General features: G+C 72.8%; 14 protein-coding genes. 4 read left to right on the plus strand and 10 right to left on the minus strand.

Annotated elements, in window-relative coordinates; translation table 11 throughout:
• Positions 1 to 7 precede the first annotated feature (7 nt).
• The 3 genes from IF83_RS0116255 to IF83_RS0116265 form a co-directional block, all read right to left on the minus strand.
• On the minus strand, positions 8 to 715 hold the full coding sequence (locus IF83_RS0116255) for a class I SAM-dependent methyltransferase (protein ID WP_030544914.1): 708 nt from the start codon (positions 713 to 715) through the stop codon (positions 8 to 10).
• A gap of 247 nt (positions 716 to 962) precedes the next feature.
• On the minus strand, positions 963 to 2,321 hold the full coding sequence (locus IF83_RS0116260; RefSeq protein ID WP_030544915.1) for a class II fumarate hydratase: 1,359 nt from the start codon (positions 2,319 to 2,321) through the stop codon (positions 963 to 965).
• 359 nt (positions 2,322 to 2,680) lie between these two features.
• A complete protein-coding gene (locus IF83_RS0116265) occupies positions 2,681 to 4,354 on the minus strand; it encodes a fumarate hydratase (protein ID WP_030544916.1) in 1,674 nt (557 codons plus the stop codon).
• Positions 4,355 to 4,932: 578 nt separating this feature from the next.
• Here IF83_RS0116265 and IF83_RS0116270 point away from each other — a divergent pair.
• Together IF83_RS0116270 and IF83_RS0116275 are read left to right on the plus strand one after the other, a co-directional pair.
• Positions 4,933 to 5,637: a DUF1707 SHOCT-like domain-containing protein gene (locus tag IF83_RS0116270; protein WP_030544917.1), complete on the plus strand. Its 705-nt coding sequence runs from the start codon at positions 4,933 to 4,935 to the stop codon at positions 5,635 to 5,637.
• Between the two features lie 156 nt (positions 5,638 to 5,793).
• A complete protein-coding gene (locus tag IF83_RS0116275) occupies positions 5,794 to 6,168 on the plus strand; it encodes a WhiB family transcriptional regulator (RefSeq protein ID WP_030544918.1) in 375 nt (124 codons plus the stop codon).
• A 102-nt stretch (positions 6,169 to 6,270) separates the two neighbouring features.
• Here the strand turns inward: IF83_RS0116275 and glpX are convergent, their stop codons facing one another.
• Positions 6,271 to 7,305 carry a class II fructose-bisphosphatase gene (gene glpX / locus IF83_RS0116280; protein WP_030544919.1) on the minus strand — a complete coding sequence of 345 codons (1,035 nt, stop codon included), beginning with the start codon at positions 7,303 to 7,305 and terminating at the stop codon, positions 6,271 to 6,273.
• A gap of 172 nt (positions 7,306 to 7,477) precedes the next feature.
• Here glpX and IF83_RS0116285 point away from each other — a divergent pair, with 172 nt between their 5' ends.
• On the plus strand, positions 7,478 to 8,002 hold the full coding sequence (locus IF83_RS0116285; protein WP_037680202.1) for a DUF4245 domain-containing protein: 525 nt from the start codon (positions 7,478 to 7,480) through the stop codon (positions 8,000 to 8,002).
• A gap of 96 nt (positions 8,003 to 8,098) precedes the next feature.
• Here IF83_RS0116285 and IF83_RS0116290 read toward each other — a convergent pair whose 3' ends face one another.
• From IF83_RS0116290 to IF83_RS0116315, 6 genes are all read right to left on the minus strand, one after another.
• Positions 8,099 to 8,695 (minus strand): malonic semialdehyde reductase, encoded by a 597-nt coding sequence (locus tag IF83_RS0116290; protein WP_030544921.1) that lies wholly within the window; start codon positions 8,693 to 8,695, stop codon positions 8,099 to 8,101.
• Between the two features lie 116 nt (positions 8,696 to 8,811).
• Positions 8,812 to 9,051 (minus strand): exodeoxyribonuclease VII small subunit, encoded by a 240-nt coding sequence (locus tag IF83_RS0116295; RefSeq protein WP_030544922.1) that lies wholly within the window; start codon positions 9,049 to 9,051, stop codon positions 8,812 to 8,814.
• A gap of 106 nt (positions 9,052 to 9,157) precedes the next feature.
• On the minus strand, positions 9,158 to 10,450 hold the full coding sequence (xseA, locus tag IF83_RS0116300) for an exodeoxyribonuclease VII large subunit (RefSeq protein ID WP_051722826.1): 1,293 nt from the start codon (positions 10,448 to 10,450) through the stop codon (positions 9,158 to 9,160).
• A 177-nt stretch (positions 10,451 to 10,627) separates the two neighbouring features.
• Positions 10,628 to 11,539 (minus strand): hypothetical protein, encoded by a 912-nt coding sequence (locus tag IF83_RS0116305; RefSeq protein WP_030544924.1) that lies wholly within the window; start codon positions 11,537 to 11,539, stop codon positions 10,628 to 10,630.
• Positions 11,533 to 12,129 (minus strand): hypothetical protein, encoded by a 597-nt coding sequence (locus IF83_RS0116310; RefSeq protein ID WP_030544925.1) that lies wholly within the window; start codon positions 12,127 to 12,129, stop codon positions 11,533 to 11,535. The genes IF83_RS0116305 and IF83_RS0116310 overlap by 7 nt, the downstream gene beginning before the upstream one ends.
• Before the next feature lie 5 nt (positions 12,130 to 12,134).
• Complete coding sequence (locus IF83_RS0116315) at positions 12,135 to 12,467, minus strand: hypothetical protein (protein ID WP_030544926.1); 333 nt, start codon at positions 12,465 to 12,467, stop codon at positions 12,135 to 12,137.
• 326 nt (positions 12,468 to 12,793) lie between these two features.
• Here IF83_RS0116315 and IF83_RS0116320 point away from each other — a divergent pair, with 326 nt between their 5' ends.
• Positions 12,794 to 13,852 (plus strand): 4-hydroxy-3-methylbut-2-enyl diphosphate reductase, encoded by a 1,059-nt coding sequence (locus IF83_RS0116320; protein ID WP_051722827.1) that lies wholly within the window; start codon positions 12,794 to 12,796, stop codon positions 13,850 to 13,852.
• Positions 13,853 to 13,916 lie beyond the last annotated feature (64 nt).

Raw genomic sequence — 13,916 nt, forward strand, 5'->3', positions numbered from 1 at the left:
CCAGTGGTCAGGCGCTCCGTCGGCAGTGCAGGAAGAGCTGGATCTCGGGGGGTACTTCGGTGCTGGCCGGCGCGTACGCGTACGAGTCCTCCCCGGCGATCTCGAAACCCGCCGCGCGGACGACCTGCCGCAACTCGTCCCGTAGATAACCGGATACCCGGATCGGACTGCCCAGGAACGGAATCACCGCGTCATCCACGTCGGCCTCGACCATCGACAGCACCAGCGGGCCGCCGGGCCGCAGCAGGCCGTGCAGCATGCGCAGGGCGTGCGGGATCTCGGCGCGCGGCAGCATCAGCAGGGAGAAGAAGGCGGCGGCGCCGTCGAAGAGGCCGAGATGGCCCGGGCGGCCGGCGCCGAGATCGGCCAGATCGAGCTGGTGGAACTCGGCCGCGGGAACGTTCTCCCGGCAGAGCGCCACCATGGTGGCCGACAGGTCCACGCCCACCACCTCGTGCCCGGCGTCCGCGAGCTGGGCGGCCGTCGGCACGCCGGTGCCGCAGCCGACGTCCAGCACCCGGGAGCCCGGGGGCAGTTCCCCGGCCAGCCAGGCGCCGGCGGCGATCTGGCCCTCCCGGTGCGGGAACGCCTCGGTGTAGCGGGTGGCGATGGCGTCGAACGCCTCCGCCTGTCCGGAGCGGTCGATGGCGGACCGGTCGTAGCCCTCGTAGCCGTCGGCAGCCGCCGGCGCGTCCTGCCGGCCGTCTCCGCTCATGTGTCGTTCCCCTCCGGTGGCTTGGGTGACTGCCGGTCACATCCCCTCCGAGCGGGCGGAGTTGTGGCCGTGAATCGCCAGGAGGCGATCCTACGTTTCCTGCATGGGGGGTGCTACAAGAGGATCACGCCCATCACACCAGCGCCCGGCCCGGCAGTCCACCGTTCGCCCCGACATCCCGCGCGGTACGCCGCCGGGGGCGGCTCCGGCGGGCGCGTCCGGCGGGCGGATTCCGGGCCGGCGCGGGTCACGGCCGCGTCATCCGCAGCACGTCGAGCGCCTCGTCCAATTGTTCCACCGTCAGCAGCCCGCGCTCCACATATCCGGAGTCCAGCACCACCTCGCGGATGGTGCGCCGCTCGGCCAGGGAGCGCTTGGCGACCTTGGCGGCCTCCTCGTAACCGAGGTAGCGGTTCAGCGGGGTGACGACGGAGGGGGAGGACTCGGCGTACTCGCGGGCCCGTTCGGCGTTGGCGGTGATCCCCGTCACGGTGCGGTCCGCGAGCAGCCGGGCGGCGGACGAGAGCAGCCGCACGGACTCCAGCAGATTCTTGCCGATCACCGGAAGCATGACGTTCAGCTCGAAGTTGCCGGAGGCGCCCGCCACGGCGACCGTGGTGTCGTTCCCGGTGACCTGCGCGGCCACCATCAGCACCGCCTCCGGGACCACGGGGTTGACCTTCCCCGGCATGATCGACGAACCGGGCTGCAGATCCGGCAGGTTGATCTCGGCCAGCCCGGTGCGCGGCCCGGAGGCCATCCAGCGCAGATCGTTGCAGATCTTGGTGAGGCCGACGGCGATGGTGCGGAGCTGCCCCGAGGTCTCCACCAGGGCGTCCCGGGCGCCCTGCGCCTCGAAGTGGTCCCGGGCCTCGGTCAGCGGCAGGCCCGTGGTGCGGGCCAGCTCGGCGATCACCGCGGCGGAGAAGCCGGGCGGGGTGTTGATGCCGGTGCCCACCGCCGTGCCGCCCAGCGGCAGTTCGGCCAGCCGGGGCAGGGCGGACTCCAGCCGCTCGACGCCGTAGCGGACCTGGGCCGCGTAGCCGCCGAACTCCTGGCCGAGGGTGACCGGCGTCGCGTCCATCAGATGCGTCCGGCCGGACTTCACCACCTCGGCGAACTCCGCCGACTTCTCCTCCAGCGCCGCCGCGAGATGCCCGAGCGCCGGGATGAGGTCGGCGGTGACGGCCGCCGTCGCGGCGATGTGGATCGAGGACGGGAAGACGTCGTTGGAGGACTGCCCGGCGTTGACGTGGTCGTTGGGGTGGACGGGGGCGCCCCCCAGCCGCTCGCTCGCCAGGGTGGCCAGCACCTCGTTGACGTTCATGTTCGAGGAGGTGCCCGAGCCGGTCTGGAAGACGTCCACCGGGAAGTGCTCGTCCCAGCGGCCCTCGGCCACCTCCGCGGCCGCCTCCGCGATCGCGGCGGCGGTCTTCGGATCGAGCACGCCCAGCTCGGCGTTGACCTTGGCGGCGGCCCCCTTGATCCGCGCCAGGGCCGCGATGTGCGCCCGCTCCAGCCGCTGCCCGGAGACGGGGAAGTTCTCCACCGCCCGCTGGGTCTGGGCCCGCCACTTGGCGTGCGCGGGGACCCGGACCTCGCCCATCGAGTCGCGCTCGGTGCGGTGGCCGACCTCGCCGGAGCGGAGCCCGCCGGCCGGTCCGCCGCGCCCTCCGCCGTCCGCTCCGCCGCGCGCCGCGTCCTGTGCCTCCGCCATGCCGCGTGCCTCCCTCGGTCGTCCTCGTGTACTCAGCGCCTGCCCGGCCCCCGGCGTCACCAACGGGCCGCACCCCGTCAGTTAATCCGCGAGCGGGCGCGGAGAGAGGGAACGGGCGGCGCTCCGCGCGCCGGGGAGGTCCTGCGGCGGGCGGAGCTGCGCCATGCGCGGCGGGGAGGCTGTCGCGCCAGAGGGTGCGGGCCCCCGGTCCGCCGGAGCCCGCACCCTCCTTCCGCCCTGCCGGGGCGTCAGGCCCCGCGGACGGGGATGCTCGTCACGAACGGCTGCTCCGGCGCGGGGTCGGCGAAGAAGTCGTTGCCCTTGTCGTCCACGACGATGAACGCGGGGAAGTCCTCCACCTCGATCTTCCAGACCGCCTCCATGCCGAGCTCCTCGTACTCCAGGACCTCGACCTTCTTGATGCAGTCCTGCGCGAGCCGGGCCGCCGGACCGCCGATGGAGCCGAGGTAGAAGCCGCCGTGCGCGGCACAGGCGTCGGTGACCTGCTGCGAGCGGTTGCCCTTGGCGAGCATCACCTTGGAGCCGCCCGCGGCCTGGAACTGCTCGACGTAGGCGTCCATCCGCCCGGCGGTGGTCGGGCCGAAGGAGCCGGAGGCGTAGCCCTCGGGGGTCTTGGCCGGGCCGGCGTAGTAGACCGGGTGGTCCTTGAGGTACTGCGGCATCTCCTCGCCCGCGTCCAGCCGCTCCTTGATCTTGGCGTGCGCGATGTCGCGGGCGACGACGAGCGTGCCGGTGAGCGAGAGCCGGGTCTTGACCGGGTGCTTGGTCAGCTCGGCCAGGATCTCGTCCATCGGGCGGCGGAGATCGATCCGCACGGCCTCCAGGTCCGGTCCCGCGCCCTCGGTGAGCTGCTCGTCGGTGGTGTCGGGCAGGAAGCGCGCCGGGTCCGTCTCCAGCTGCTCCAGGAAGACGCCCTCGGCCGTGATCTTGGCGACGGCCTGGCGGTCGGCGGAGCAGGAGACGGCGATCGCGACCGGGCAGGAGGCGCCGTGCCGCGGGAGGCGCACCACGCGCACGTCGTGGCAGAAGTACTTGCCGCCGAACTGGGCGCCGATGCCGATCTTCTGCGTCAGTTCGAAGACCTTCTCCTCCAGCTCCTTGTCGCGGAAGCCGTGCCCGGTGGGGGAGCCCTCGCCCGGCAGCTCGTCGAGGTAGTGCGCGGAGGCGTACTTGGCGGTCTTCAGCGCGTACTCGGCGGAGGTGCCGCCGACGACGATCGCCAGGTGGTACGGCGGGCAGGCCGCGGTGCCCAGCGAACGGATCTTCTCCTCCAGAAACCTCATCATGCTCTTCTCGTTGAGCACGGCCTTCGTCTCCTGGTAGAGGAAGGACTTGTTGGCGGAGCCGCCGCCCTTGGCCATGAAGAGGAACTTGTAGGCGCCGCCGTCGGTCGCGTAGAGCTCGATCTGGGCGGGGAGGTTGGAGCCGGTGTTCTTCTCCTCCCACATGGTCAGCGGGGCCATCTGGGAGTAGCGCAGATTGAGCTGGGTGTACGCGTCGTAGATGCCGCGCGAGAGCGCCTCCTCGTCCCGGCCGGAGGTGAGGACGTTCTGCCCGCGCTTGCCCATGACGATGGCGGTGCCGGTGTCCTGGCACATCGGCAGCACGCCGGCCGCGGCGATGTTGGCGTTCTTCAGCAGGTCCAGCGCGACGAAGCGGTCGTTCGGGGACGCCTCGGGGTCGTCCAGGATGCGGCGCAGCTGGGCGAGGTGGGCGGGGCGGAGGTAGTGCGAGATGTCGTGCATGGCCTCGGCGGCCAGCTTGCGCAGCGCCTCGGGCTCGACCTTGAGGAACGTACGGCCGTCCGCCTCGACGGTGCTCACGCCCTCGGAGGTCACCAGACGGTACGGCGTGGTGTCCTCGCCGAGGGGGAGGAGGTCGGTGTACGCGAACTCGGGCATGGTCGGGGTTTCCTCGTCTCGGCGTGCGGCTGGGGGCCCGTCCAGCGTAGAACGCCGCGCGGACGGCGGGCCTGTGAGGTAGGGCTCACCTCGGGCGTGCGGCGGCGGGGCCGCGGACGCCCTCCGGCAGAGCGGGTTCGGGTTCCACTCCGGGGGCGGCGCCCCGGCGGGCGGCGTCCGTCGCGGCGTCCGGCCGGTGGTTCGCCCGTGGCTCCCCCCGCTCGACGGGCCCCGGCGGGGCGCACCGGACGCCGCTCCCCGGGCGGGCGGACGCTGCCCGCCGGGGCACTAGTCGCGATCTATCGCGTTTGGATAGGCTGGCGGACGTGGATGCCGCATCAGCACGGGGGCCCGCCCCCGACGTTCCCGACGCCCCCGAACCGCCCGTGGGTCCGGCGGCGCCGGAGCCGCCCGTGGCGCCCGGACCGCCGCAGGCTCCGGCACTTCCCGAGCCGCCCGCCGCACCGGAAGCCCCGGAGCCCCCGCGGGCACCCGGCGGGGAGACGGTCCGGCGCGCGACCGGGTCCGGCGGCCCGCAGCCCGGGTGGCGGGAGGCGCGCGAGCCGCATCCCGCCCCGTTGGACCTGCGGAAGCCGCCCGGGCCGGTCCCGCAGGCGCCCCACGCCGCGTCTCCGGCCGCCGCGTCGTCCCCCGCCGGGATGCGCGCCTCCGACCGGGACCGCGACCGGATCGCGGACATCCTGCGGGAGGCGCTGGCCGAGGGGCGGCTGACCGCCGAGGAGCACTCCGAGCGGATCGACCTGGTCTACCGGGCCAAGACGGTCGGCGAACTGGAGCCGCTGGTGGGCGACTTGCCGGTGCCGGGCGACGAGAGCCGGAGCACGTACCGCCCCGCGCCCCTCCCCGGCGGAGCGCCGCACTCGGCGACGAGCGCGGCCTCGGAGAACCTCATCGCCGTCTTCGGCGGTGCCACCCGCAAGGGCCGCTGGCGGGTCGGCCCGCGCACCACGGCCTTCGCCCTGTTCGGCGGGGTCGAGATCGATCTGACGGAGGCGGTCTTCCAGCAGCAGGAGATCGTCATCAACGCCACGGCGATCTTCGGAGGGGTGGAGATCCGGGTGCCGGAGAACGTGACGCTGCGCGGTACGGGCACCGGCATCTTCGGCGGCTTCGACGTGCGCACCCGCGAGGGCGACGACCCCGCCGCGCCGATCGTGGTCGTCACCGGCTTCGCCGTCTTCGGCGGGGTGGAGGCCCGCCCGAAGCGCGGCAAGCTGCTGAGGGATCTTCGCGATCGCATGCGGCGGGAACTGGGCGGCTGAGCCCGCGCGGATCGGTCCGCCACGGTGTGAATAGGCGCGCGTACAGCGGGTAGGGAGAGTCGAGTCGTCTCTCGTGCGGCATGGGGGTGCAAACGGTCGTGCGAAGGGAGACGGGCAAGGGTGACCCTTTCGCGTAGCTGTCGTCAGGAGTAGACCGTGCTGCAAACGCCGCATCAGCCCCCGCAGGCCGCCGTCGTGCCGTCCCAGCGTGTGACCGCGCGGGACCAGGACGGCCCCTGGCATTCGGAGGCGGTGTGCCGCCGGGACGAGGCAGGGCTGTTCTTCGCGCCGTCCAAGGAGCCGACGGCCGCGAGGCTGTCGCGCGAGGAGGCCGCGAAGAGAGTCTGTGCGCGCTGCCCGGTGCTGGTCGCATGCCGGGAGCACGCTCTGCTGCAGCCGGAGCCCTACGGCGTGTGGGGCGGGCTCACCGCCGCCGAGCGCCGGGTCGTGCTCGCCCGCCGCCGGCGGCGCGACGCCGAGCTGCAGAAGACGGCGCGACCGGCGATATCGCACATCGCCGCCGCCGGCTGAGAACGGGGCCGGCACGGCCCCGGCAGAAGGACGGTGCAGAGGAGGGACGCCCCCCGCACGGGGCGTTCCTCCTCTCCTGCCTGTCCTCCGCGGGCGGCTCGGTCAGCGGGCCCGGTCGAAGTCCACCGCGCTGTAGGCGCGCAGCTTCTTCAGCCGGTGCGTGGAGTCGATCTGCCGGATGGTCCCCGACTTCGAACGCATCACCAGGGACTGGGTGGTGGCCGTCTCCGCGCGGTACCGCACACCGCGCAGCAGCTCGCCGTCCGTGATGCCGGTCGCGACGAAGAACACGTTCTCGCCGCTGACCAGGTCGGAGGTGTGGAGCACCCGGTCGAGGTCGTGGCCCGCGTCGAGGGCGCGCTGCCGCTCCTCGTCGTCCTTCGGCCACAGCTTGCCCTGGATGGTGCCGCCGAGGCACTTGATGGCGCAGGCCGCGATGATGCCCTCCGGGGTGCCGCCGATGCCCATCAGCAGATCGACGCCGGTGCCCTCCCGCACGGCCATGATCGCGCCGGCCACGTCGCCGTCCGAGATGAACTTGATGCGGGCGCCGGTCTCCCGGATCTCCTTGACGATCCCGTCGTGCCGGGGCCGGTCGAGCACCACGACGGTGACGTCCTCGGGCTCGCTCCGCTTGGCCTTGGCGACCCGGCGGATGTTCACCGCGGGCGGGGCGGTGATGTCCACGTAGTCGGCGGCCTCGGGGCCGGTGACCAGCTTGTCCATGTAGAAGACCGCGGACGGGTCGAACATGGTGCCGCGGTCGGCCACGGCCAGGACGGACACGGCGTTGCTCATGCCCTTGGCGGTGAGCGTCGTGCCGTCGACGGGGTCCACGGCGACGTCGCACTCCGCGCCGGTCCCGTCGCCGACGCGCTCGCCGTTGAACAGCATCGGCGCCTCGTCCTTCTCGCCTTCGCCGATCACCACCACGCCGTTCATGGAGACCGTGTGCACCAGGGTGCGCATGGCCTTGACGGCGGCACCGTCCGCGCCGTTCTTGTCACCGCGGCCGACCCACCGCCCCGCGGCCATCGCGGCGGCCTCGGTGACCCGGACCAGCTCCAGGGCGAGGTTGCGGTCGGGGTGCTCGGGCTGAACATCGAGGGCGGGCGGCAGATGGTTGTTTTCGGTCATCGGAGCGCACCTTTCTGTACGGCGACGGCCGGATGCTGAGGGTAATGAGACTTTATCCGTTCATTGGCAATCTGAGCAGAGCGCCCCACGTTTGAGCGTCCGCACCGGCGCCGTCCCCGCTCCGCGCGGGGGCGGGGACGGACCACCGCACCCCATGAGGGACGATGGACGGGTGGCAAGTGGACGTGGCAGGCAGACGGTGCGGGACATGGTGCTGTCGATGACGGTGATCGTGCTCTTCGCTGCCGTCATCTACGTATTCATTCCGCACGACGACTCACAGGACCCGCTCCAGCGGGTGGACTATTCGGTGGAGCTGCAGTCGGCCCGCCGCGCGGCGCCGTATCCGCTCGCGGCCCCCCAGGGGCTGCCGGAGGCGTGGAAGGCCACCTCGGTGACCTACCGGGGGGACGGCCGGCTCGGCGCCGCCTGGCATCTGGGCTTCCTCGACCCCGACCGGCAGTACGTGGCGGTGGAGCAGAGCGACGGCGAGGCGGAGAAGTTCGTGGCGAGCGTGAGCCGCGGCGCGGAGCGCACCGACCGGACCCGGCGGATCAACGGCGAGGTGTGGGTCCGCTACGAGGGCGAGAAGTACGACGCCCTGGTGCGCGAGGAGGACGACCACACGACCGTCGTCCTGGGCACCGCCTCGGAGGACCGCCTCGCGACGATGGCCGCCGCGCTCGAGACCTCCTGAGCCGGGGGCTCGGGAGGTCCGGAGCGGGCGGCCGGTGGCCGTGGCCGGGCGCCGGGCCACGGCCCGGTGAGCCGTGGTGACGCCGGACGTGCCGGGTCAGACGGTGCTGACGACCTCGTCGTAGGACAGGCGCGGCAGGCGCTCGGGGAACCAGGCGCCCTCGGCGGGACGGCCGATGTTGACGACGGTCAGCACCGCGTGGTCGCCCTCGGGGAAGAACTCCTTGTTGATGCCGGCGGCGTCGTAGCCCGTCATCGGGCCGGCGGCCAGGCCGGCGGCGCGGACGCCGAGGATGAAGTAGCCCGCCTGGAGCGTGGCGTTGAAGGAACCGATCTGCTCGCGCACCGGGCGCTCCGCGAAGAACGTGTCCTTGAGGTCCGGCGCGAACGGCATCAGCCGGGGCAGCTCCTCGTGGAACTCGTGGTCCACGGCGAGGATCGCGGTCAGCGGGGCGGCGGCGGTCTTCGCCTGGTTGCCCTCCATCAGGTGCCCCACCAGACGCTGCCGCGCCTCGGGGGAGCGGACCAGCACCACGCGCAGGGGCTGCTGGTTGAAGGCGGTCGGCGCGTACTTGACCAGGTCGTAGATGGCCTGGACCTGCTCGTCGGTCACCTGCTCGTCGGTAAAGGCGTTGGCGGTACGGGCCTCGCGGAACAACAGGTCCTGGGCGGCGGCATCGAGGGCGAGAGTCATAGGGAACACCTTGTCCGTGGGGTTGTGCGGAGAGGATCCGCACACTGACAAGATGCATTAACGTTCAACTAAATCGTCCTTATGCCCCGCTGGAAAGTGACTCCCGTCACAACCGGCTATCCGGAGTTCTCCCCCGGGGAGTCGGCCAGGGCCGCGTCCAGGCGTGCCCGGGCGCCGTCCAGCCAGCGCCGGCAGATCTTCGAGAGCTCCTCGCCGCGCTCCCACAGGGCGAGGGACTCCTCCAGCGTCGTGCCGCCCGCCTCCAACCGGCGTACGACATCGATCAGTTCGTCCCGCGCCTGCTCGTAGCCCAGCGCGTCACTCGGCGCGGCCGCTCCGGTCCCGGTCTCCGTCATGCGGTCAGCCTACGGTCCGCCACCGACAGCGGGGCCCGCGGAGCCGGCCGCGCGCCCGGCCCGGTGTCCGCCGCCCCTTGCCGTCCGGGGCCGCGCCGCCCCACCGTCACGCCGGGCCGTCCTCGTCGGCCGACCGTCCCGCGTCCGGCCCGGCGCCCGCCGCCGCGGCGCCGTCCGCGGGCGCACCGCTTCCGCCGGCCGCCACGACCGTCAGTTCCCCCTCGGCCACCCGGGCCCGCAGCCGCTCGCCCTCCGGCACCTCGCGCGCCGCCCGCACCACCGAGCCGTCCGGCCGCTGGAGCACCGCGTAGCCGCGCTCCAGCGTGGCCGCGGGCGAGAGCGCGACGACTCGCGCCAGGGTGTGCGCCAGCTCGGAGTCGGCCCGGTCCAGCAGATGCCCGAGGGTGCGGCGGCCGCGATCGCGCAGCGCCGTGATCTGCTCCTCGCGCTCCTCGACCATTCGGTGGGGCCGCTCCATGCAGGGCCGGGCACGGGCCGCCGCCAGGCCGCGCTCCTCCCGGTCGAGCAGGCCGCTCACCGCGCGCAGCGCCCGCTCGCGCAACTGCTGGATGCGGTGGAGCTCCTCGCCGACGTCCGGCACCACCTTCTTGGCGGCGTCGGTGGGGGTGGACGCGCGCAGATCGGCGACCAGGTCCAGCAGCGGGGTGTCAGGCTCGTGCCCGATCGCCGAGACGACGGGGGTGCGGCACGCGGCCACGGCCCGTACCAACTGCTCGTCCGAGAAGGGCAGCAGGTCCTCGACGCTGCCGCCGCCGCGGGCCACGACGATCACGTCCACCCCGGGATGGGCGTCCAGCTCCCGCACCGCCTCCACCACCTGCGAGACGGCGTGCACTCCCTGCACGGCGACATTGCGCACCTCGAAGCGGACGGCGGGCCAGCGCAGCCGGGCGTTCTCCAGGACGTCCCGCTCGGCCGCTGAGGCCCGCCCGCACACCAGCCCTATGAGCTGCGGCAGGAACGGCAGGGGACGCTTGCGCTCGGCCGCGAACAGCCCCTCGGCGGCCAGCGACTTCTTGAGCTGCTCCAGCCGGGCCAGCAGCTCACCGACCCCGACGGGCCTGATCTCGGCCGCGCGCAGGGAGAGCTGGCCGCGCGGCGCGTACCACTCGGGCTTGGCCTGCACCACGACCCGGGCGCCCTCGGACACCACGTCCGCGACCCGGTCGAAGACGGAGCGGAAGCAGGTGACGCTCAGCGAGATGTCGTACGACGGATCGCGCAGGGTGAGGAAGACCACGCCGGCCCCGGGGCGCCGCGACAGCTGGGTGATCTGCCCCTCCACCCAGACGGCGCCGAGCCGGTCGATCCAGCCGCCGATGAGCCGCGACACCTCGCCGACGGGGATCGGCGTCTCGGCCGAGGTGTTGAGTGCCATGGGAGGAGGCTAGCCGGGACCGCCGACAACACGGGCCCCGGCCGGGACGCCGCCCCGCCTCCCCTCCGGGCGCGGCACGGCCCGGCACCGCCCCGCCTCCGGAGGGGAGGGGGAACGGTGCCGGGCCGCGTACTCCGTAACGCTCCGAACCGCCGAGTCGCCGGGCGGCCCGGTGGGTCAGGCGCGCGGCTGGGAGTGGTCGCGCAGCACGCGCCGGATGGAGCCCGTCACCTCGTCGATCCCGGTCGACTGGAGGCGTGCCGCGCGAGCGGAGTCCTTCTCGTCGGAGATGCCGACCGTCACGCCCATGGACTGGCCGTTGGAGACGCTGACCTCCAGCCGGCGCCGCAGCACCCGGGCGAACCGGACCTCCTGTTCCTCCCCCTCCTCCCGGCGGGTGTTGAGCCGCTCCAGGGAGATCTCCTCGGGGACGGGGGTGGTGCGGGTGGAGACCGCCACCACGTGGTTGTACTGGTACTCCTCGGTGTCCTCCATCGACAGCCCGCCGGTGAGGAAGTCGAGCGAGCAGTGGTAGAGGGCGAGGTGGTGCACGGTCGGGCAGATGACCATCACCTCGTACTCCTTGAAGCGCCACACGTCGTCGTCACCGATCGCGAAGCCGCTCATCTTGGGGCCGTAGAGCACCAGCGGCCGGCGCTCGCCGCGTTCCACCGGCCCTCCGGCGAGCAGCGCGGCGACGGGGTCCCAGACCTGGGTGCCGACCTCCAGGTGGTCCGGGGTGATGCCGAGGCGCTGCATCGCGCGTTCCTCGATCTGCCGCAGATCCTCCGCCAGGATGCGGTCCATCTCCTTGCCCGTGGGCTTGGGCTCGGCCTTCTTGTACGCGGCGTCGTACCGGCTCTTCCGCTGGAAGCCCCGGACCAGGGCGTAGACCCCGGCGGCCCAGCACACAACGGCCCAGAACTGCTGCCCGTTCAGGAGGATCAGGCCCAGCACCAGGCCCGCCGCGCCGGCGGCGAGCAGCGCGGTGGCCGTGAGGCGGAGGCTCTCCTTCGGCGTGGGGTGGAAGTACTTCTCCAGCTTCTTCCTGCGCTCGGTGGCCTCCGCGTCGGACGGGTTCGTCACCATGGTTCGCCTCCTGCGGCGTGGTCGTGCAGTGCGCGCCAGGTGCGGCACTCGGGTGCGGGGACGTGCCGGCAGATCAGCCGGGCGTGCTCCCGGTCCACCTGCCGGACGAGCAGGCGGAGGCCCTCGGGCACGCCGGAGCTGCCCCGCCAGGCGTGGGTGCGGTCCTCGCTCACGAGCGCGGCGAGGAAGCGGGCGGACAGGTGGTACGGCTGGAGCGGCGTCAGGATCTCCAGCACGGAGGTGGTCTCACGGCCGCTGCACAGGCTCGGGCGCCGTCCGTCCAGCGTGGCGAGCGCGAGCAGGAAGCGGGCGTCGGCGGTCTGGGCCGGGTCGAGGGCGCAGAGGGAGAGGCACTGGCCCAGGGACTCCCGGGCGCGGGCGTGCAGGCCCTCCCGCAGGAAGGTCTCGCCGGACCGCAGCAGTCTCGCCGCCTGCTCCCCGGGCGACGGTTCCGGGGCGGTCCGGTGCTGGTGGACGGTGCCGGTGTAGACGGTGCCGTTGTAGATCTTCTCGGCCCGCTGCTTCCGGATCCGGTGGACGGGGCGGCCGGTCTCCGGGGGCGGGGTGCGGCGGCTCTCGGCGTCGTTCACGGGACTCACCCCGTCAGGGCGCCCGCGACCGACGCGATGGCCGCGGCGATGGAGGCCGCCCGCAGGCCGAGCGCGATCCGGTGGGCCCGGCTCAGGGATTCGGTGGCCTCGCCGCGCGCCGGGAGCGCCTGCCCGGCCTGCCGTACCTCGGTGCGGAGCGCGGACCACTCGGCGGACTCCGCGGAGGCCGGCGGTGCGTCGGGCCGCTCGCGGTCGATGCGGGCGAGGAGCGCCTCGATCCGCCGGGAGGCGCGGGCGGCGTCCTCCTGCCCGATGTACAGCGTCTCCCCCTGGTAGATGTTCTCGGCCCGCTGCTTCTTGATCTCGAAATCGGCCATGCCGACCCCCCCATGCTGGGTGAACTCCGTCAACAGATGATGTGTTGACTATGTGAAGTCTGCCGCGTTTTGGGGTGGAAGCGGAGAGCGCGGAGGGTGATTACCTTTTTTGGTGTTCTTATGGCTCTTTTTCTTTCAACTGGCGGCTGCATCGCGGCGTTTGCTGTCCATCGAAGTCCGCACAATGTCGTTGTGCCGGTTCGTGACACCGTCGTCACGGGGCGTGCGCCCGGGGTTCCCGCACCGTTTCCCCGCCCTTTCCCCCGCCTCCGCGCCCCGGCGGCGCCCCGCCCGCCCGGTCGCCGGCCCGGCCTTACGATGGCCCCATGACTGCTACGCCCAGCCCGTCGCCCGAGGCCGCCCCGAGCGCAGACGCCCCCCAGGGCGGACGCAAGCGCGTCCTGCTCGCCGCACCCCGCGGATACTGCGCGGGCGTGGACCGCGCCGTGATCGCCGTCGAGAAGGCGCTGGAGCAGTACGGCGCACCGGTCTACGTGCGCAAGGAGATCGTCCACAACAAGTTCGTCGTGCGGACGCTGGAGAAGAAGGGCGCCATCTTCGTCGAGGAGACGGAGGACGTCCCCGAGGGCTCCATCGTGATCTTCTCGGCGCACGGCGTCGCCCCGGTCGTCCACGAGGAGGCCGCGGCCCGCAAGCTGGCGACCATCGACGCCACCTGTCCGCTGGTCACCAAGGTCCACAAGGAAGCCGTCCGGTTCGCCAAGGACGACTACGACATCCTCCTCATCGGCCACGAGGGCCACGAGGAGGTCATCGGCACCAGCGGCGAGGCGCCCGACCACATCACCCTGGTGGACGGGCCGGACGACGTGAAGAACGTCGAGGTCCGCGACCCGTCGAAGGTCGTCTGGCTCTCCCAGACCACCCTCTCCGTCGACGAGACCATGGAGACGGTCGACGCCCTGAAGGAACGCTTCCCCCGGCTCATCAGCCCGCCCAGCGACGACATCTGCTACGCCACGCAGAACCGCCAGACCGCGGTCAAGCAGGTGGCGGCCGATTCCGACCTGGTGCTGGTGGTCGGCTCCAAGAACTCCTCCAACTCGGTGCGCCTGGTCGAGGTCGCCCTCGGCGCGGGCGCCCGGGACGGGCATCTGGTGGACAACGCCGGGGAGATCGACGAGGCCTGGCTGAAGGGTGTGGACACCGTCGGCATCAGCTCCGGGGCCTCGGTGCCGGACGTGCTGGTCGAGGAGGTCCTCGACTGGCTCGCCGAGCGCGGCTACGGTGACGTCGAGATCGTCCAGCCCATGCAGGAGAGCATCACCTTCTCCCTGCCGAAGGAACTGCGCCGGGATCTGCGCGCGGAGGCCGCGGCGCTGTCCGGCGGGCCCGCCTCCGGCGCCCCGGACGCCCGCGCCTGAGACCCGTCCCGGTCCTGCCGCCTCTGCGCGGCGGGGCGGGACGGGACGGTCCGCGCGGGTCCCG

The organism is Streptomyces albus subsp. albus (assembly GCF_000719865.1).
Lineage (GTDB): Bacteria > Actinomycetota > Actinomycetes > Streptomycetales > Streptomycetaceae > Streptomyces > Streptomyces albus_E.

Bases quoted from the DNA above. Each gene is read 5' to 3' on its own strand.
- IF83_RS0116255 (WP_030544914.1), bottom strand. From the start codon at position 715: ATGAGCGGAGACGGCCGGCAGGACGCGCCGGCGGCTGCCGACGGCTAC.
- IF83_RS0116260 (WP_030544915.1), bottom strand. From the start codon at position 2,321: ATGGGCGAGGTCCGGGTCCCCGCGCACGCCAAGTGGCGGGCCCAGACC.
- IF83_RS0116265 (WP_030544916.1), bottom strand. From the start codon at position 4,354: ATGCCCGAGTTCGCGTACACCGACCTCCTCCCCCTCGGCGAGGACACC.
- glpX (WP_030544919.1), bottom strand. From the start codon at position 7,305: ATGACCGAAAACAACCATCTGCCGCCCGCCCTCGATGTTCAGCCCGAG.
- IF83_RS0116290 (WP_030544921.1), bottom strand. From the start codon at position 8,695: ATGACTCTCGCCCTCGATGCCGCCGCCCAGGACCTGTTGTTCCGCGAG.
- IF83_RS0116295 (WP_030544922.1), bottom strand. From the start codon at position 9,051: ATGACGGAGACCGGGACCGGAGCGGCCGCGCCGAGTGACGCGCTGGGC.
- xseA (WP_051722826.1), bottom strand. From the start codon at position 10,450: ATGGCACTCAACACCTCGGCCGAGACGCCGATCCCCGTCGGCGAGGTG.
- IF83_RS0116305 (WP_030544924.1), bottom strand. From the start codon at position 11,539: ATGGTGACGAACCCGTCCGACGCGGAGGCCACCGAGCGCAGGAAGAAG.
- IF83_RS0116315 (WP_030544926.1), bottom strand. From the start codon at position 12,467: ATGGCCGATTTCGAGATCAAGAAGCAGCGGGCCGAGAACATCTACCAG.
- IF83_RS0116320 (WP_051722827.1), top strand. From the start codon at position 12,794: ATGACTGCTACGCCCAGCCCGTCGCCCGAGGCCGCCCCGAGCGCAGAC.